Consider the following 20,075-nt stretch of genomic DNA (forward strand, 5'->3'; position numbering starts at 1 on the left):
TCGTGGCTCGCGGAATGCGTCGTGGGAGAGGCCGTCGTCTCGGGTGCTCGTTGGGGGCACTCGTGCTGGTGGTCCTGCTGGTGCTGGGCATCGGATGGTGGATCGGGAATCGTGGGCTGCCCACGGGTCCCGACGGGCCCCTGCCCGGCCCGGGGGAGCCGGAGCTGACCCAGCCCGCGGACTGTCCGGACGTGGAGATGGTCGCCGTGCCGGGGACCTGGGAGAGCAGCCCCACCGACGACCCGTACAACCCGGGTTTCCTGCCCAACGCCCTGCTGAGGACGATTACCGACCCGCTGAGCGAGCAGTACCCGGACGACCGGCTCGAGGTGTTCACCGTCCCCTACGTGGCCCAGTTCAGGAACCCGCAGGCGCCCAACGAGATCCCCTACGACCAGAGCCGGGCGGAGGGCACCGAGAGGGCCCGCGCCGAGCTCGCCGCCACGCACGAGCGGTGCCCGTACACGTCGTTCGTGCTCCTGGGCTTCTCCCAGGGTGCGGTGATCGCGGGTGACCTCACCAGCGAGATCGGTACCGGCAACGGGCCGGTGCCCGCCGACCTGGTCCGGGGATCGGTCCTCATCGCCGACGGCCGCCGCGTGCCGGGCCAGGGTCAGTCGCCGGGGTTGTCGCCCGGAAACGGGCAGGGGATGGAGATTTCCCTACAGCCGGCCACCGGGCTCACCCAGCTCATCGCCGGCGCCACCATGACCGGGCCCCGCCCGGGTGGCTTCGGCGAACTCGGCGACAGGACCGCCCAGATCTGCGACTCCCGAGACCTGATCTGCAACGCCCCGCTCAACGTCGTGGACGGCGCCGCCCGGTTCCAGGAGTTCGTCGCCAACAACGCGATCCACGCCATGTACGCGACCAACCCGGACGTGATCGAGGGGACGACGGTCCCGGAGTGGACGATCGGGCACGTGCGTGAGCTCGTCGACGCCGCCCCGGAGATCGCCCACGGGTGACCCGTCCACGCCTCCCGAGGGCTCGGCCTGCGACACGCCTGACGAGCCGGATGATTCGGAGTTCGGATGCGCTCTGGGGCACGCTGTAGGATCGACCAAGCTTGTCGTCAGTGCACCCGGCATTTCCGTGGTCGACGACGTCGACCAACGTAAGACGGATCGGAACGGAGCAACGTGGAGTTCGAGCAGTACCACGACGCCGGTGGGGCGATCGTCATCCCTGATCGCACCACCCTTGTCGACTTCGTCGAAGCCAATGTCTCCGCCGCCCGCGAGGATCCTGCCGAGGACGGGCTGATCTACCGCTACATCGACTACTCGTCCTCCCGTGACGGCGAGGTGCACGAACTCTCATGGTCGCAGTTCGGTGACCGGCTCTACGCCATCGCCGCCCGCCTCCAGCAGGTCGCGAAGCCGGGGGACCGGGTCGCGATCCTCGCGCCGCAGGGCCTCGACTACATCGTGTCGTTCTTCGCGGCCATCCACGCCGGGCTCATCGCGGTGCCCCTGTTCGACCCCGATGAGCCCGGTCACCACGACCGCCTCCACGCGGTCCTGGCGGACTGCACGCCCGCGGTCATCCTCACCTCGACCGACTCCGCGGCCGGGGTCCGGACGTTGTTCCGCTCCCTGCCTGCGCGAGAGCGTCCGCGCACCGTCGCCGTCGACGCCATCCCCGCGGAGCTCGGCTCGGGGTGGACCAGACCGGATCTCGGCGCCGACGACATCGCCTACCTGCAGTACACCTCCGGCTCGACCCGCGTACCGGCCGGTGTGGAGATCACCCACCGCAACGTGGTCACCAACGTCATGCAGCTGTTCGACGGGCTCGGGCTGACCCGCGCGTCCCGCGGGGTCACTTGGCTGCCGCTGTTCCACGACATGGGCCTGCTGACGGTGATCCTGCCCGCGATGGGCGGGGCCACCATCACGGTGATGAGCCCCCGCGCGTTCGTGCAGCGCCCGGGTCGCTGGGTCTCGCAGCTGGGCGCGATGTCGGACGGCGACGGGGTGTTCGCCGCCGCCCCCAACTTCGCGTTCGAGCACGCCGCACGCCGAGGGCTGCCGAGGGACGGCGAGACCCTCGACCTGTCGGGCGTGACCAGCATCATCAACGGTTCGGAGCCGGTCACCCCCGCCTCCATGCGTGCCTTCAACGAGGCCTTCGCGCCCTACGGGCTCGCACCGACCGTCATCAAACCGTCCTACGGGATGGCCGAGGCGACCCTGTTCGTCTCCTCGCCGCGCCGCGACGACGAGGCGATCGTCATCCACGTGGACCGGTCGGACCTCAACAAGGGCGTCATGACCGTCCTCGACCCGGCGCAGGTGGAAGGCAACGAGGACGCGATCCCGCAGGTCGCCTGCGGGTACGTCGCACCGAGCCAGTGGGCCACCATCGTCGAGGCGAACATCGACGAGGCCACGGGTGAGCACGACGGCACCGGGCGGGAGCTGCCCGAAGGGCGCGTCGGCGAGATCTGGCTGTACGGGACCAACGTCGGTCGCGCCTACTGGGGGCGCCCCGAGGAGTCGGACGCCACCTTCGGCAACCGGCTCGTCGAGTGCCTCGAGGAGGGGTCCCGCACGGTCCGGGAGTTCGGGACCGTGCCCTCCGACGCTCGATGGCTGCGCACCGGCGACTACGGCGCCTATGTGGACGGTCAGCTGTACATCACCGGCCGCGTCAAGGACCTGGTGATCGTCGCCGGCCGCAACCACTACCCGCAGGATCTCGAGAACACGGCGCAGGGCGCCTCCGATGCGCTGCGCCCCGGATTCGTCGCCGCGTTCTCGGTGCCGGCCAACCAGCTGCCGATGGAGGCGCGTAACGGCGCGGAGATCGCCGCCGATGACTCCTCGGAGACGCTCGTCGTGGTCGGCGAGCGCGCACCCGGCGCCGGCAAGGCCGACCCGGGCCCCATCGCGGACGCGGTCCGCACGACGATCTCGGCACGTCACGGCGTCACCGCCCAGGACGTGCTGCTGGTCCCCGCCGGATCCATCCCCCGCACGTCCAGCGGCAAGATCGCGCGGCGCGCGTGCAAGGCGGCCTACGTGGACGGCACCCTGCGCGGGGGTCACCAGCAGACCGCCTTCCCGGACCTGCCGGCGCAGTAGCGTCCGCCCGGCCGGGCCGGTTCAAGCACCACGGGTGCCCCGCCGCGACGGGACACACCGGACGACACCCGAGGAAAGGCGAGCCAGGACGATGGCACAGAGCGAGATGACGGTAGTAGAGCTCCGCGAATGGATGCGGGGCTGGGTCTGCCGGGCCACCGGGCTCGACATCTCCAAGGTCACCGACGACCGCTCGCTGGAGGAATACGGCCTGTCGTCCCGCGACGCGGTGTCCCTGTCCGCCGATCTCGAGGACCTCATCGGTCGACCACTCGACGCGACCGTCGCCTACCAGCACCCCACCATCGCCTCGCTGGCCGAGTACGTCGTCAACGGACCGGTCGAATCCGAGGCGCCCACCGATTTCCACACGTTCCGTGACCGCGGCGCGGGCATGGAGTTCGACGTGGCCGTGATCGGGTTCGCCACCCGCTTCCCCGGCGGCGCCGACACCCCGGAGGCGACCTGGGAGCTACTCGCCTCCGGTCGGGACGCCACCACCCCCCGCCCGGCGACCCGCTGGTCCGAGTGGTCCGGCGACGCCTACGTCCAGCAGGTGCTGTCCGAGGCGCCCGATCGTGGCGGCTGGCTCGACGACGCCGAGGTCCGGGACTTCGACGCCGAGTTCTTCGGCATGAGCCCCCGCGAGGCCGAGATGGTCGACCCGCAGCAGCGGCTCGCACTCGAGCTCACCTGGGAGGCCCTGGAGAACGCCCACCTGCCCGCCAGCGACCTCAAGGGCCACGAGGTCGGCGTCTTCATGGGATCGTCCTCCAGCGACTACCAGGTGTTCCTCACCTCGGACTCCGCTGCGGCCTCGCCGTACGCGGTCACCGGCGCCTCCAACTCGATCATCTCGAACCGGGTCTCGTACACGTTCGACTTCCGCGGCCCGTCCATGACGCTGGACACCGCCTGCTCGACGTCCTTGGTGGCGATCCACGAGGCCGTCAACTCGCTGCGACTGCACGAATCGGACCTGGTCGTCGCCGGCGGTGTCAACATGATGCTCGCGCCCGCCGCGACCATGGGCTTCGCCAAGACCGGTGCCGCGCTCAGCCCCGACGGGCGGATCAAGGCGTTCTCGTCCGATGCCAACGGCATCTGCCGGTCGGAGGGCGGGGGAGTGTTCATCCTGAAGCGCCTGTCGGAGGCCGAACGGGACGGCAACGACATCCTCGCCGTCATCAAGGGGTCCGCCGTGAACTCGGACGGTCGCTCCAACGGTATGACCGCACCCAACCCCGACGCTCAGGTCGCCGTCCTGCGCCAGGCCTACGCCGACGCCGGCGTCGACCCGCGCGAGGTCGACTACATCGAGGCGCACGGCACCGGCACCATCCTCGGGGACCCCATCGAGGCCACCGCCCTGGGCCAGGTGCTCGGCCGCGGCCGCGAGGCCGACCGCCCCACGCTGCTCGGCTCGGCCAAGACCAACTTCGGCCACATGGAGTCCGCCGCCGGGGCCGCCGGCCTCGCCAAGATCATCCTAGGGATGACCAACGACGCCCTGCCGCCGACGATCAACTTCGCGGGCCCCAACCCGTACATCGACTTCGACGCCGCGCGACTGAGCGTGGTCACGGAGACCACCGGGTGGCCGCGCTACAGCGGGCGCGCCCTGGCCGGCATCTCCGGGTTCGGGTTCGGTGGCACCAACGCGCACGTCGTGGTGGCCGAGTACCAGCCGGCGCCGGTGCGCGCGTCGGAGGAGACCACGGTCGACGAGGACTCCGTCTCCGACGTCCGGGCCGGCGAGGTCGCCACCCCTGACGCCCTTGCCGCCGAAGCCCCGGCCCCCGAGGCCCCGGCCGCCGCGACCCCGGCCGCCGCGGACGACATCGCACGCTGCGTGGCCGAGGCCGTGGAGCGCAACGCCGACGAGCTGGCCACCACCGGTACCTCCGTGCCCGGCGCCCCCGCGACCGTGCTCGTCGTCTCCGGTTCCCTGCCGTCGCGCCGCAAGTCCACGGCCGGTCAGATCGCGGACTGGCTCGAGGCGCAGGACGACTCGGTCGACCTGGGCGCCGTCGCCCGCACCCTCGCCACCCGCAACCACGGTCGCTCGCGCGGAGCCGTCGTGGGCCACACCCGCGATGAGCTCGTGGCGGGCCTGCGCGCGCTGGCCGCCGGCGACCCCGGTCCCGGCGTGTTCAGCGCCGACGCCCCCGCCGGCACCGGCGACGTGTGGGTGTTCTCCGGCTTCGGGTCCCAGCACCGGAAGATGGCCAAGGAGCTCTACCTGTCCAACCCGCTGTTCGCCTCGTGCCTGGACGCGGTGGACGAGCTCATCGACTTCGAGGCCGGCTACCGGATCGCGGAGTTGATCCTCGATGACTCACAGACGTACGAGCTGGAGAACTCCCAGGTCGGGATCTTCGCCATCCAGGTGGCGCTGGTCGACACCCTGCGCGCGCTCGGGGCCAAGCCCGAGGCCGTGATCGGGCATTCGATGGGTGAGGTGGCCGCGGCCTACGCGACCGGTGGCCTCGGCCTCGAGGACGCCGTCCGCGTGATCTGCGTGCGCTCGCGTCTCATGGGCGACGCCGAGGGGCAGGTCTCGGAGGATGAGGCCGGCGCGATGGCGCTGGTCGAGTACTCGGCCGAGGAGATCGCGCAGATCATCGCCGACAACCCGCAGTTCGCCTCCGTCGAGCCCGCCGTCTACGCCGCGCCCACCCACACCACGGTCGGCGGCCGTGCCAAGCCCGTCGCCGACTTCGTCGCGTGGGTCGAGGAGCAGGGCAAGTTCGCCCGCCAGCTGCAGGTCCGCGGCGCCGGCCACACCTCGGACGTGGACATGCTCCTCGGTGAGCTGGCCGCGGAGATCGCGGGTCTCGAGCCGCGCGAGCTCACCTCCGGCCTGTTCTCCTCCGTCGACCGCGAGACCTTCTACCGCGCCGGTCACGAGCCGGTCCACGCGGAGGAGTACTGGGTCAAGGGCATGCGGCACTCCGTGTGGTTCACCCACGCCGTACGCAAGGCCGTCGACGCCGGGTACGTGACGTTCCTCGAGCTGGCCCCCAACCCGGTGGCCGCGATGTCGGTGGCCGCGACGTGCTTCGACGCCGGCCTCATGGAGCCCAACCTGCTCCATGCGCTCAAGCGCAAGGAGTCCGAGGCCGACACGCTCCTGCACGCCGTCGCGCAGCTGTACGTGCACGGTCACACCATCGACGTGCCCAGCGTCGTGGAGATGATCCACGGCTACGTCACGGGCCCCGGCCGGTACGCGCCGGTGCCGGGGACTGCGTGGAAGCGCCGCACCCTGTGGCCCAAGGTCACCGCCGGGGGCGGGTCGGGCGAGGGCCGGATGCCGGGCTCGCACGTCGCGCTGCCCGACGGTCGCCACGCGTGGCAGGTCCGTGCCGAGGTGGTGCCCAGCGTCGACGCGCTGATGACCGCCGCCGCGGCGTCGGTGCTCGAGGGTGCGACCCTCACCGCCGTGAACCGGCCCGGCATGCTGCCGGCCGCCGGTTCCGTGACCACCACCATGACCCCGCACCCGGGTGGCGCGTCGGTGCAGGTCCACGCCCGCGCCGGCGACGCCACCGCGGCGTTCGTGTTGGTCGCCGAGTGCGCCGTGACCGGCGGCGCCCCCATCGCCCCGGACTCCGCGCCCGAGCAGCACTACGTGTCGAGTGAGTCCGACGCGCCGGTGGTCGACGACGAGGACGACGACGACGAGGTCGACACCCGCTGGAACCCCGACTCCGGCGAAGCGATCGGTGACCGCCTGGCCCGGATCATCGGCTCCTCGATGGGATACAGCCCCGACGACCTGCCGAGGGAGCTCCCGCTGCTCGATCTCGGCCTGGATTCGCTCATGGCGGTGCGGATCAAGAACCGTGTCGAGCACGAGTTCGCCATCCCGCCGCTCGAGTTGCAGGCGATGCGCGACGCGTCGCTCGACGATGTCGCGGACATGGTGCGGTTCGCCGTCGAGAACCCGGACCGGGTCGGCGACCTGGCGGCCCAGCAGGCCCGCGGTGAGGGCGCCGTCGACGTGGCCGCGCTGCGCGGTGACGCGCCGGCGTCCGAGGAGGGCTCCGGCGGCGATGACGCCTCGGTCGCCATCGCGCCGCGCGATGACACCGAGCGCATGGCGTTCGGTGCGTGGGCCGTGGTCACCGGCGCCGCGGCACCCGGCGTCACGGGCGCGCTGCCCCCGGTCGACGAGCCGACCCGGGTCGCTCTCGCCGAGCGGCTCTCGGCCCGCTCGGGCGGCGAGATCACCGCCGCGCAGGTCGCCGGTGCCACGACGATCGCCGAGGTCGCGGACCTGCTCCGGCCGTTCACCGAGGTCGCGGTGGAGGGCAACATTCGCGTGCTGGCCGAGGGGTCGACCGAGGCCACCCCGCTGTTCCTCTTCCACGCCGCCGGCGGGTCGTCGTTCGTCTACGAGCCGCTGGTCGACCGACTCGGCGTGGACACCCCGGTGTACGGCGTCGAGCGCGTCGAGGGGCCGCTGGAGGAGCGGGCCGCGAGCTACCTGGACCGCATCCGCGAGATCGCGGCCGGCCGTCCGCTCGCCGTGGGGGGCTGGTCCTTCGGCGGCGCGCTGGCCGTGGAGGTGGCCCGGCAACTGCGGGCCGCTGGCGACGAGGTCGCGCTGGTGGTCCTGCTGGACACCGTGCAGCCGTCGGAGCCGATCCCCGACACCCTCGACGAGGCCGAGGCCCGGTGGCGTCGGTACTCGGAGTTCGCCAAGCGCACCTACGGGTTGGACGTGGAGGTCCCGCGGGACTTCCTGGCCAAGCACGGTGAGGACGGCGTGTTGGATATGCTGCTCGGGGCACTGGGTGCCGAGGCCAACGCCATGGGCGGCGGTGTCATCGAACACCAGCGGGCCAGCTTCGTCGACAACCGGATCCTGCAGAGCGCGGACCTGTCCACCTGGGCCGGTGTCGGCGCCGAGGTGCCGTTCGTGCTGTACCGCGCGGAGCGGATGCACGACGGGGCGATCGAGCTCGAGCCCCGCTACGCACACATCGACCCGGACGGCGGCTGGGCCCGCATCGTCGGCGACCTGGAGGTCGTCCAGCTCGACGGGGACCACCTCGCGATGGTCGACGAACCGGTGGTCGGTACCGTCGGTAAGCATCTGGCGCGTCGGCTCACCGAGCTCGACGCGGGCGTACGGAAGGGGACAGACGCGTGACGGCCAAGACGACCGCGGAGAAGCTCGCTGAACTGCGGGTCAAGACCGAGCAGGCCATGGATCCGGGCAGCGAACGGGCCAAGGCCCGCCGCGACGCCGCGGGTCAGACGCCTCCCCGCCAGCGGATCGCCGAACTCCTCGACGCGGGCAGCTTCGTGGAGATGGGCCAGCTCGCCAAGGCGCCCGGTAGCCCGGACAACCCGTTCGGTGACGGCGTGGTCACCGGCCGCGGCACCATCGACGGCCGCCCGGTGGCCGTGTACGCGCACGACAACACGGTGTTCGGCGGGTCCGTCGGCGAGGGCTTCGGCAAGAAGGTCTGCGCCATCATGGACTTCGCGATCAAGGTCGGGTGCCCCATCATCGGCATCAACGATTCCGGTGGCGCGCGAGTCCAGGACGCCGTGACCTCGCTGGCCTACTACTCCGAGATCTCCCGGCGGCAGTATCCGGCCTCCGGGTACGTGCCCCAGATCTCGATCATGCTGGGCAAGTGCGCGGGCGGCGCCGTCTACGCCCCCGCGACCACCGACTTCGTGATCGCGGTCCAGGACCAGGCGTACATGTTCGTCACCGGGCCCGACGTGATCCGGCAGGTCACCGGCGAGGACGTCACCATGGACGAGCTCGGCTCGGCCCTGCAGCAGGCCAAGAACGGCAACGTCAACCACGTCGCCGTGAGCGAGCAAGACGCCTTCATGTACGTGCGTAACCTGCTGAGCTACCTGCCGTCGTCGGCCAGCGAGAAGGCCCCGCGGATCAACCCGGGACTCGAGCCGGAGACCACGGAGTCGGACCTGCAGCTCGACACGATCATCCCGGACTCGGACAACGCCGCGTACGACATGCACGACGTGCTGATCCGGATGTTCGACGACGGCGAGTTCATGGAGACGTCGGGGCAGTTCGCCTCCAACATCATCACGGGCTTCGCGCGCGTCGACGGTGAGCCGGTGGGCGTGATCGCCAACCAGCCCCTCCACCTGTCCGGCGCACTCGACATCGACGCCTCGGAGAAGGCGACCCGGCACATGATGCTGTGCGACGCCTACTCGATCCCGCTGGTCTTCGTGGTGGACACCCCCGGCTACCTCCCGGGTGTGGAGCAGGAGAAGCTGGGCATCATCCACCGTGGCGCCAAGATGGGCTTCGCGGTGGCGGCGACGTCGGTGCCCAAGGTGACCTTCGTGGTGCGCAAGGCCTACGGCGGGGCCTACGCGGTGATGGGCTCCAAGAACCTCGGTGGCGACCTCAACTTCGCGTGGCCGACCGCTCGCATCGCGGTGATGGGCGCCGAGGGCGCGGTCGATCTGCTGCAGCGTCGGCAGATCGAGGAGGCGGGCCCCGAGGAGGGTCCCAAGCTCCGCAAGCAGCTCATCGACATGTACAACGAGTTCATCGCGACCCCGTACACCGCCGCCGAGCGCGGGTACATCGACGCCGTGATCGAGCCGTCGCAGACCCGCCTGGTGCTGCGCGGTGCGCTGAACCAGCTGCGGGACAAGATCAGCAACGAGCCGCCGCGTAAGCACCCCATCGCGCCCATGTGACCGCCGCGGGCGGGGTCGACTGGGCGGCTACTCGGACTGGTTCGGACAGGCGTCGACGGCCGCCTGGAGGGTGATGTCCCCCGCCCGCTCGAAGGTGAAGGTGACCGGGATCGACTTCCCCGGCTCGGCGCTGTCGTCGAGACCGAACATGAAGGACCTGAACGGCCGGTCGGGTGCGTCGGCGTCCTCGACGTTCTCCACTGGTTGACCGGCGGCGATCGACGACTCGGGGGCGATCTCGAGGGCACCCGCGGGGGCGTCGATCTCGACCCGCTCCGCGGCGGGGCTGGTGATCTCCGAGAGAGTCTCCGCCTCGGTGGAGCTGTCGTTGACCGCGGTGAAGCTCAGCTGAGCGGGTGCGTCCACCTGCAGCGAACAGTCGATCGCGTAGGCGGGTGCGATGAAGACGTTCTCGACCGAGGTCTGACCGTCCGTCTCTCCTCCGCCGCGGTTGGTCGAATCCGGTTCCGGGTCGTCGGACGAGCATGCGGTCGACACCCCGAGGGCGAGGACCATCGCGGCCGAAGCGGCGTACCGGGTCATTGAGATGCTCATAGCCGACACGGTACCCACGGTGGGCGTGTCGGCACACCACATTCTCCCGGTACCGCGGTGCGGCCTACTCCGGGTCGGTCACCAGGATCGGCCCCTCGGGCTGCCACCAGCCCCAACGGGTCTCGTTCCCGGTGGTCACCTCCGCGGGCGCCGGCGGGTCCTCCTGATAGGTGCCCAGCGGCGTGTACGCCTCGATCGAACCCCAGTCACGGTTCCAGTCGTGGCGCAGGTACGACGGGATCGTCCGGGCACGCTGGGCGGTCTCGATCCACCCGAGCGGCCCACCGGCCTCGTAGGACATCCACGTACTGGTGGCGCTCACGGCGAGCGGACGGTCGGGCAGGATCCGGAACTCCGGCAACTCCGCCACACCCGCGTAGTGCTCGAACGGCCGCTGGCACGGGAACTGCAGGCTCACCGCCCAGTCGAGCAGGACGGGCGACTCCGACCCGACCATCTCCTGGACCGTCACGAGCTCGGGTGCGCGCGGCGGGGTGATGGCGGTCCACTGTTCGGGGGTGAGGTCGTTGTCGTCGACCCGGACCCGCATGACATCGGCGTCGGCGGGGGCGTCCTGCATGTCCACCCGCAGGTTGCGCCACGTCGGCGCGGGACCGATGTCGAACGGCACCACCGGCTCGCCCACCGTGTCGACCCCGGCGTCGCCGGACCGGCCGAACTCGACCACGACCTCCTGGCCGTACTCGTAGAGCCCGTCGGCGTCGTAGCGGCCGATCCGGCCGGCCGCCGAGATCACCAGGAGCGGGTGGGACTCGCGGTTCTCGGGCAGGCGGTACCAGCCGGTCTCCAGGCTCGCCTCCCGCTGCGGGCCCACGAAGAACGACCCGAGCACCGGGGTCGTGGCGGGGTCGAGCCCGAACGGCAGGGCCACCGTGGACTCGTTCACGCCCTCCGCCCCGCGGCCGCCGGCCGTGCCGGCGCTCTCCCCGGTGCTGACCGACGGGCCGCCGCCGGGCTCGGAGGTGGTGTTGGCGGCGCCGGGGTCGGCCACCACCGCGTCGGCCGACAGGTCCGGGGCGACACCGTCCGGGGTGAACGCGGTGTTCTCCCCGGCCTCGATGGCGGCGGCCCGGTCCCGCGGGTCGATCGACCCGTCGGGCAGGGGGGTGGCGTCGAGCGGGTCCAGCATGCCGGCGTTCGCGTCGGGCTCGACCAGGACGCGGTCGGCGAGCATGCAGGGGTTGCCGGCGAGCGCGGACACGTTCCCGGCGGCGATGGTGTAGGCCGGGTACTGCTTGTGGATCCCCTTGGCGAACGAGGCGAACGAGAAGACCACCAGCAGTCCCGCGACCACCGCGATGGGGGCGGCGGCGAAGGTCCGCACCCGGCGACGACCCGCCGAGGTGCGGGGCGCGTGCTCACCGATGTAGTCACGACGGAGGTGCTGCCAGCCGGCGTAGGCGAACGTGAGCACGGCCAGGGCGAGCAGCACAGTGGCGGCGTCGATGCCGCGGACGCTGGGTGCCTTGTCCCACCACGGGATGCCGTAACTGGAGACGTACCACCAACCGTTGGGGCCCGCGAAGGCGAGCGCGACCACCACGAGGATGACGCCCAGGAACAACGTGCGGTTGCGGGCCGTCCGGACGGCGGACGCGGAGATCGCGAGGGCGCCCAACGCGGCGATCGCCCCGCCGATGCCGGCGTACACACCGAAGTGGTGGGTCCACTTGGTGGGCGAGAACATCATGAAGAAGGCGGTGCCCACGACCACGCCGACCAGGCGCCAGACCGGTCCCGAGGCTGCGCCGGGCACCTTGCCGCGGCGCAGCATGGTGCCGATCACCAGCGCCAGGCACAGCAGCACGAGCAGGACCGGCAGGCGGCGGGCGAGGGACCCGTCCACCGTGGGGATCATCAGGTAGTAGTAGCGGACGAATTCCTCGAACCAGTTGAGGTTGGGGCCGATCTCGCCGCGGACGCGGATGGCCTCGAGGACGGCGGCGAGGTTCTGGACGCCGAAGACGACGATGAGCACCATGGTGCCGGAGGCCAGCACCGGGGCGATCAGGGCGAGGTACGAGCCGATCCGGCGGCCGCGCACGACCACGGTGCGGACGACCGCCCGCAGCCCCATGATGAGGGCGGCGACGGCCATGAGGCCGGTGGGGCCGGTGGCCAGTGAGAACGAGGCGATGATCACCGCGATCGCGAACGGGAGCATCCGGCGCGTGGCTATCGCCCGTTCGACGGAGACCCAGGTGAGCAGGGCCCCCAGCGCGATGACGGGCTCGGGCCGCAGGCCGTTGTTGAACGCCATCCAGAACGCGAGGAACACGGCGGCGGCGCTCCAGAGCACCACCGGGGTGGTGCGGGCGGCCCGGCCGAGGCGTGGCAGGACCTCGCGGCTGATGACCAGCCAGCAGAGGATGGCCGCGACGAGCGCGGGCAGGCGCATCCACGGGCTGGCGGTGGAGACCTGTGCGAACAGCGTGAGCAGGTCGTAGTAGGGGGAGCCGAAGGGCGACTCGGGGACCCCGTACCAGCGGTAGTAGTTGGCCATGTACCCGGCCGGGTCGGCGGCGCGGGCCATCGTGAGGATGTAGCCGTCGTCGGAGGTGTTGCCGCCGATGAAGTGCCAGATGCCGAGTGTGCCGATCACGACGACGTCGGGCGGCCGGATCTTGAACCAGCCGCGAGGCAGGAAGCGGCGGGCGCGCCGGCCGTCGGTCTGGTCGAGTGCGTGCAGGGCCCACAGGGCGACCGCGGTGGCCAGCAGGCCGATCACGATGGCGGCCCACTTGAGGGCGGTGGGGTCGGTAGTGAACCGGGAGTCGACCTCCACGGTGGCGCCGAGACCGTCGGGCACGGCTGTGTCCGAGGGCAGGTCGGTGTAGACGCCCACCACCATCGGGCGCAGGTCCTCGGCGTCCACCCTGCGGGTGGCCGCGGGATCGTCCATCCCCTCGAACGCCGCCTCCACGTAGGTGGGGGCCGCGACCACGCTGAGCCGGGTACAGTCGCCGGCCTCCACGCGGTCTCGCGGTGCGGAGACGATCACCCGGTTGCGCGAGATCACGTCGACCGTCTCGGCGGAGGCGCGCACGAACAGTGCGCGGTCGCCGGCCTCCTCGCCGCCGGCGGGCGCGGTGGCCAGCAGGATGCCCCCGTCCTCCGGGAGATCCGCGACCAGGGTGCACGGTGCGGAGGCGGTGAACCGCTGCGGGGAGTGCGCCATGAGCGGGGCGGTGACCGAGTCGACGGACCCGTTCTGCGGCCACTGCACGGTCGAGGTCGTCTGCTCGACCGGCAGGAACGGCAGGGAGAGGAAGCACAGGGTCCCCAGGAGTCCGCTGACTATCGAGATGAGGCGGAGTCGCTTGACGCGGGAGTCGGCGGCGACCGAGCCGGCCACCGGGCCGGTGGCCGGGGCGGTTTCCGGGGACGGGGCCGGCGAGGAGTCTGACACGACGACCGATTCTAGGCGACGATCACTTCATCGGACCCGGCGTGGTCCAGCCCCACCGCAACTCGCTGCCGCGGACCAGTTCGGCCGGACTCGCCTGCGGGTCCAGTGGTTCGAACCGCTGGAGCGAACCCCAGTCCCTCGACCAGTCGTGGTCGAGGTAGGTGGGGACCGTGATCGCCTCGACCGTCTGGGTGGTCCACAGCAGGGGTCCGCCGCCGCCGGCGCTCTGCCACCAGTTCGCGGCGGAGGAGGATTCCCGGTCGGCGAGGATGCGGTATCGGGGGATCTCCGCCACGCCACCGTTGTGCACAAACGGTCGCTGGCACGGGAACGCCAGTGCCACCACCCAGTCGACGAGCACCGGGTCGGTGTGGCCGACGACCTCGTCGAGGGTGCGCAGGCGCGGGTTCCGTGGTGGGGTCACAGCGAGCCACTGGTCGGGATCGAGGTTGCCGTCGGTGGCGACCACGCGGACGACCTCGGCCTCGGCGGGGATCGACTCGAGCGGGATGCGCAGGTTGCGCCAGGCGGGGGCCGGCCCGATGTCGATGGGGGACATGGACCCCATGACCTCGAAATCGGTGGGTCCGGCGGGGCCGACCCGGCCGGGGCGTCCGTACTCGATCCGCAGGTCGCCGCTCCCGATCCGGCCGGCGGCGGCCATGACGAGTAGCGGCCGGTTGGGGCTGCGGGCGGGCAGTTGGTACCAGGCGCTGGTGAGTTCGGCGGCGACCTGCGGCCCGCGCCGGTACGAGCCGAGGACGGGAGTGGTGTCCGGGTCGAGGCCGAAGGGCAGGGCCACGGTGGAGCCGTTGACGGTCACGGCGCCGCGGCCACCGGTGGTGCCGGCGTCCACGCCGTCGCCGGGGTCGCGCTCACCGGTCTCGGACGTCGCCAGGGAGCCGGAGGCCTCGGTGCTGTCGACGGTGATGGAGTCCGGCAGACCGTTGGGGGCGAAGCCGTTGACCACGCCGGCTCCGAGGGAGATCTCCGGCCCGGCCCCGATGGCGCCGAGCAGGCCGTCGTTGGAGTCCTCCTCGACCAGCACCGAGTCGGCCAGTGCGCAGGGTTCGCCGGCCAGGGCGCGCATGTTGCCGCGCCCGACCGTGTAGGCCGGGGTCTGGGCGAACACGGCGATGACCGCGGAGGACAGTTCGAAGATCACCACGGAGAACGCGACGACCGTCAGCGGGGCGCCGCCGATCCCGGCGCGCCGGCGCGGGCGGGCCGTGTCCCCGGAGCCCCCGTCCCGCCGTCGCGACGCGGGGGTGTCGGCGTGCGTGCGCAGGAAGGGCACCGCCTGTCTGATGCGGACGCGGAGGGCGGCGCCGGGGTCGTCGGGCAGGATCCCGGAGTGGATGAGCCCGGCGATGAGCAGACACACGAATCCGCCGACGAACGCGACGTACTGGATCTGCACCCCGCCGATGGCGGGGAAGGAGTCCGAGAAGGGGATGCCGTAGTCGGAGACGTACCACCAGGTGTTGTCGGTGGCGGTGGAGAGTCCGACGACGAGGCACAGCGCCGCCCACACCAGCCAGCGGTTCCGGCTCAGCGACACCGTCGAGGAGCGCAGCGCGATCACGGCCAGCACCGCCAGGGCTCCGGCCAGTCCGGCGAACACCCCGAAGTGGTGGGTCCACTTGGTGGGCGTGAACACCAGGAACAGCAACGATCCCGCGATCACGCCGATCAGCCGGCGGGACGGCCCCGCGGCAGCGCCGGGGATCCGCCCACGCCGCAGCATCACGGCCGAGACGAGCACGAGGCACATGAGCATGAGCAGGACGGGGAAGCGCCGGGCGACCCCGCCGTCGGCGGAGACCCCGAACAGTGCCTCCCAGCGTTCCTTCTCCCCGTACCAGGGCAGACTCGGACCGAGCTCGGTGCGGATGCGGGTGGCCTCGAGGACCGCGGCCAGGGTCTGGTCGGCGAACACGGTGTAGAGCAGTGCGAGGCCCACCGCCAGCACGGGTCCGAGGATCGCCGCCCATCCGACCACCTGCGCGCGGCGGCGCACCATGCGGACGAACTCGCGTGCGCCGGCGGCCAGCGCCGCCACGCACATCAGCCCGGTCGGGCCGGCACCGAGGGAGAACGCGGCCACACCGATCGCCGCGACGCCCGGCACGAGGCGGCGGGTGGCGATGGACCGCTCCACCAGCGACCAGGTGAGCAGGGCGCCCAGCGCGATCACGGGCTCGGGCCGCAGCCCGTTGTTGAACGCCATCCAGAACGCGAGGAACAGGGCGGCCCCCGTCCAGCGCGGTCCGCGCCAGGTGCGGGCGAGTCTGCCCAACCGGGGGACGACCTCCCGGCTGATGATGAGCCACGACAGGATTCCGCACACCAGGGTGGGCAGGCGCATCCACGGACTGGCCGTGGACACCTCGGCGAACACCCGCAGGATCTCGTAGTACCACCCCACCGGGGACTCGGGGGAGCCGAGCCAGCGGTAGTAGTTGGCCATGTACCCGCTGGGCCCGGCGGAGCGGGCCATGGTCAGCAGGTAGCCGTCGTCGGAGGTGTTGGCGCCCACGAGGTGCCAGAAACCCAGGACGCCGATCACCACGCCGTCGACCCCGGACAGTCGCGACCAGGACCGGGGCACGAACCGTCGACCCGAGCGGCCGTCGATGCCGTCGAGGCGGTGCAGGAACACCACGGACGCGAGGGTGGCAAGGACGCCGATCACCATCAGCACCAGCTTGAGCAGCGTGGGGCTGGACGAGTAGCGGGAGTCGACGGTCACCTCCACCGTCGACTCACCGAGCCCGTCGGGTGCGGTCGCGGCCGTGAGGTCGGTGAAGACGCCGGTGACCTGCGGCCGCATGCTTCCGGGCACGGCGGCGCGCACGTCGTCGTCGGCGTCGTCGGGGTCCCGTTCGAGGCCGGTGAACTCTGCGGTGAGGATCCCGGTCTCGGCGCGCACGTGCAGCGTCTCGCACGCGGGGTCGCGCAGGGTCGACAACGGCACGGACAGCAGCGTGATGTTGCGGACCGCGACCTCGATGACGGGATCGCCCGCGGCGTCCCGGACGCGTTGGACGACCAGCCCGTCGGAGATCCGCCCGGGGGCGTCCTGCGGGAGGGTGGAGAACACGATCGTGTTCTCCGGCACCTGTGCCAGCGGCGCGCAGGGGGCGGTGATCGTCAGGTCGAGCGGCCGCCCGGAGACCAGGGGCGCGGTGACCGGGGCGTAGTCGGGCCCGGCCGTCCACTGCACACGGGTGGTGTCCTGGTCGACGGGCAGTATCCCGGCGAGGACGGCGAGGAACGCACCGAGGAACCCGGTGATGATCGCCCACCGGCGGTGGCGGGCCATTCCGGGGTAGGGGTGCAGTCCGAGGGGACGCTCACGGTCGGTGTCGCGCACCTCGTCGTCGTCACCCCCTGGCACGGTCCCTGCTCCCGGGTCGTCACCGGACCCGCGGCCGTCACCCGCTCCCCGCGTCGTCACCACGTGATCACCGCACCACGATCACGGCGAACGGGCCCACGTCGTGGACCTCGAAGTGGGGGCCCTCGACGGCCTCGGCGGGGATGGTGACGCCGAACCGTCGCACGTTGGGGTCGTTGGGGTAGGTGTCCTCGGCCAGGCGCAGTGCGTATCCGTCGCCCGACCGGCGGGTGACGATCGCGTCGGGGCCGCGCCACGGGGTCTGGTCCATCATGGCGTGCAGCTCGGCGCCGCTGGTGGCGTCCTCCCACCGGAGCATGGCCTCGTTGCGGTCGGCGTACCGCCCCAGGGGGTTGGCGTAGTGGGAGGTTACGGCCTGGTAGGCCAGGTACGGGTGGTAGGCGAGGAAGGCATCGGCGGTGCTGACGACGACGAGGTCGGTCCGCCTCCGGCCGGGGAACGCCTCCCGGATGGTCTCGTCGACCTCGGCGTAGTGGGACTCGGGCCCGGGCGGGTAGCGGTCCGCCCGCTCTCCGTGACCGTCGGTGTCGGTGTAGGCCAGCCGGATCTCCTCGTGCAGGTGATCGGGGATGCCCTGAGCGTGGGCGAGTGCGGCCAGTGAGGCCAGGACCCCCACCACCGCGGTGGCCCGGCGACGCCGGTCGGCCGCCTCCGCAGCGGGCCGGTCGGTGCCGTTCTGGCGCCCGGCGAGGCGCACGGCGAGGCCGGCGACATCGGTGATCGCGAAGACGCCCGCCACCACGAGCAGACCGATGAGCACCGGTTCGAGGCGGAAACCGAGCATGGTGGTGCCCAGGACGGTGATCGCCATCGAGGCCAGGCACCACAGGTAGACGGCCACCACGCCCAGGCCCAGCGCCTGAGCGCGGCGCGAGGTCCACGCTCGGGCGACGATCCAGACCAGACCGGCCAGACACACCCAGCCCGTGAGGCCGCCGGCGGTCATGGGCAGCGGCAGGCGGGCGCCGGCGTCGGGCAGGTAGTGCATCGCCGTCCCGGAGTCGGCCGGGGTTCCGCGCAGGGCGGCGAGCAGATAGGGCGCCCACACGATGAGCGCGATCGCGATGGAGCCGAACCCGATCGCCGCGAGCCGGACCGCGGGCAGCCAGAGCGGGAGGGGTTCACGGGCGGGATGTGCCCCGTCGGCGCGGTCGGTCCCACGGTCCTCCGCACGGTCGGCGCGGCGGCCGGCGAACACGGCGGTGACGGTCGCGACCAGCGCCATGAGTACGACGGTGCCCGCCGCCAGACCCGTGTAGAGCGTGTACATGCTGGCCGAGACGCCCAGGAACAGGGTGGTGGTCAGGGCCGCACCGCGACCGGCGTGCCGCGCCGTGGGGTTGACGGCGTGCCACGCGAGGATGAGCACAGGCGGGAGGAACAGCGCCACGATCGCGCCGTAGGGCTCGGGGCTGCCGTAGGCGAGCATGATCGAGGTCGACGCCAGTCCCACCGCCGCCCCGAGGTCGGTGCGCAACAGGCGGGTCCACAGCACGGTGACCAGCGCGGCGGCGATCGCGAGCGAGAGGATGGACCACGGCTTGTACGCCGCCCAGCCCTCGAGGCCGGCGAGGTTGGCGAACCGCCCGCCCAGCCAGAACCAGCCGGACGGATAGAACGAGGGCAGGTCGGCGTACGCCATGTCGGGCAGTCCGAGCGAGGTCGCCGAGCGACCGAGGAACTGGGTGCGGAACTCCTGGTCCACGCTCACGCCGTGCAGGTACAACCGCGATGCGGCGAGCGGGATCCCCAGTGTGGCGGCGACCAGCAACGCGGAGCCGGTGGGGGCCGCGAGCTTACCCAGACGGACCAGCGCGGACCGACCGCCCGGCTGCTCGCCGGCGCGTACGGACAGTATCCCCAGCACCACCAGCGCGATGGCGGCGACCTGACCGACGACCGTCAGCGCCCGCAGGACGTTGGAGTTGCCGTAGGCGGGGAAGGAGACGAGGGAGAACCCGGCGAGGACGACCGCGGTGACGACGGCGGCCAGCAGCGTCGCCGCGCCGGCCAGGCCGAGCCCCCGGAGCGCCACCGGCATCCCTAGAAGGGGAGCTTGCGGAAGATGGGGCGGGGGACGTGCGTGAGCACGGCCATGACCCCGCCGAACGCGGCAGGTGCGAAGACCGCGCCCTTACCGGCTCCGGCGTTCTTCACCGCGATGCGGGCGACCTCGTCCTTGTTGATGGTCAGCGGCGCCTCCTTGACGTGCGCCGACATGCGCGTGCGGACCTGGCCGGGCCGGATGACCAGGACGTCCACCCCGTGCTCGGCCAGCGCGTACCCGAGGCCGGTGTAGAAGGAGTCCAGCCCCGCCTTGGTGGAGCCGTAGACGAAGTTGGAGCGGCGGGCACGGAGACCCGCGGCCGAACTCATGGCGATGATCCGGCCGTAACCCTGCGACTTCATCCGTTCGGCGAGCAACACGCCCACCGAGACCGCGCCGGTGTAGTTGATCTGGGCGATCTGGACGGCCTTGCGCTGGTCGGACCAGAGTTCCTCGTTCTCACCCAGCAGGCCGAACGCGACGATCGCCACGTCCACGTCCCCGCCGGCGAAGATCTGCTCGAACGCGGCCGGGTGGGACTCGGTCGCGGCGGCGTCGAAGTCGACCACCTCCACCGCGCTCGCACCGGCGGCGGTCATCTCCGCGCGCGCGTCGTCGACCCCCGGGTCTCCGGGCAGGCAGGCGAGGATCACGCGCATCGGGCCCTGCTGGAGGTACTCGGCGCAGATGGCCAGGCCGATCTCGGAGGTACCACCGAGGAGGAGCAGGGTCTGGGGGACGCCGACGGCATTGATCATGGGCAGGAGTCTACCGAGGGGGTCCGACGCTGCTGCGCCCCTCACGGGTGGCGGGTGGATCGGG

The 20,075-nt window shown here is 71.7% G+C and carries 9 protein-coding genes; 4 read left to right on the forward strand and 5 right to left on the reverse strand.

Annotated elements, in window-relative coordinates; translation table 11 throughout:
* Positions 1–14 precede the first annotated feature (14 nt).
* The 4 genes from G6R20_RS00920 (at position 15) to G6R20_RS00935 (ending at position 9,800) form a co-directional block, all read left to right on the forward strand.
* Positions 15–968 carry a cutinase family protein gene (locus G6R20_RS00920; protein ID WP_067714811.1) on the forward strand — a complete coding sequence of 318 codons (954 nt, stop codon included), beginning with the start codon at positions 15–17 and terminating at the stop codon, positions 966–968.
* A 174-nt stretch (positions 969–1,142) separates the two neighbouring features.
* Positions 1,143–3,089, forward strand: coding sequence for a long-chain-fatty-acid--AMP ligase FadD32 (fadD32, locus tag G6R20_RS00925; RefSeq protein ID WP_163375321.1), 1,947 nt, complete (start codon positions 1,143–1,145; stop codon positions 3,087–3,089).
* A gap of 91 nt (positions 3,090–3,180) precedes the next feature.
* Positions 3,181–8,250: a polyketide synthase Pks13 gene (gene pks13 / locus G6R20_RS00930; RefSeq protein ID WP_163375324.1), complete on the forward strand. Its 5,070-nt coding sequence runs from the start codon at positions 3,181–3,183 to the stop codon at positions 8,248–8,250.
* 56 nt (positions 8,251–8,306) lie between these two features.
* Positions 8,307–9,800, forward strand: coding sequence for an acyl-CoA carboxylase subunit beta (locus tag G6R20_RS00935; RefSeq protein WP_163375682.1), 1,494 nt, complete (start codon positions 8,307–8,309; stop codon positions 9,798–9,800).
* Between the two features lie 27 nt (positions 9,801–9,827).
* Here G6R20_RS00935 and G6R20_RS00940 read toward each other — a convergent pair whose 3' ends face one another.
* From G6R20_RS00940 to G6R20_RS00960, 5 genes are all read right to left on the reverse strand, one after another.
* Entirely contained in the window at positions 9,828–10,355 is a 528-nt protein-coding gene (locus G6R20_RS00940) for a hypothetical protein (RefSeq protein WP_132062190.1), read from the reverse strand.
* Positions 10,356–10,419: 64 nt separating this feature from the next.
* Positions 10,420–13,785, reverse strand: coding sequence for an arabinosyltransferase domain-containing protein (locus G6R20_RS00945; RefSeq protein WP_240341218.1), 3,366 nt, complete (start codon positions 13,783–13,785; stop codon positions 10,420–10,422).
* Between the two features lie 22 nt (positions 13,786–13,807).
* A complete protein-coding gene (locus G6R20_RS00950; RefSeq protein WP_240341219.1) occupies positions 13,808–17,185 on the reverse strand; it encodes an arabinosyltransferase domain-containing protein in 3,378 nt (1,125 codons plus the stop codon).
* 67 nt (positions 17,186–17,252) lie between these two features.
* Positions 17,253–19,247, reverse strand: a complete 1,995-nt coding sequence (locus G6R20_RS00955) for a galactan 5-O-arabinofuranosyltransferase (RefSeq protein WP_096906236.1) — start codon at positions 19,245–19,247, stop codon at positions 17,253–17,255.
* Between the two features lie 2 nt (positions 19,248–19,249).
* Positions 19,250–20,011 carry a decaprenylphospho-beta-D-erythro-pentofuranosid-2-ulose 2-reductase gene (locus G6R20_RS00960; protein WP_067714791.1) on the reverse strand — a complete coding sequence of 254 codons (762 nt, stop codon included), beginning with the start codon at positions 20,009–20,011 and terminating at the stop codon, positions 19,250–19,252.
* Positions 20,012–20,075: the final 64 nt, after the last annotated feature.

Source organism: Dietzia sp. Alg238-R159 (genome assembly GCF_900537145.1).
Lineage (GTDB): Bacteria > Actinomycetota > Actinomycetes > Mycobacteriales > Mycobacteriaceae > Dietzia > Dietzia kunjamensis.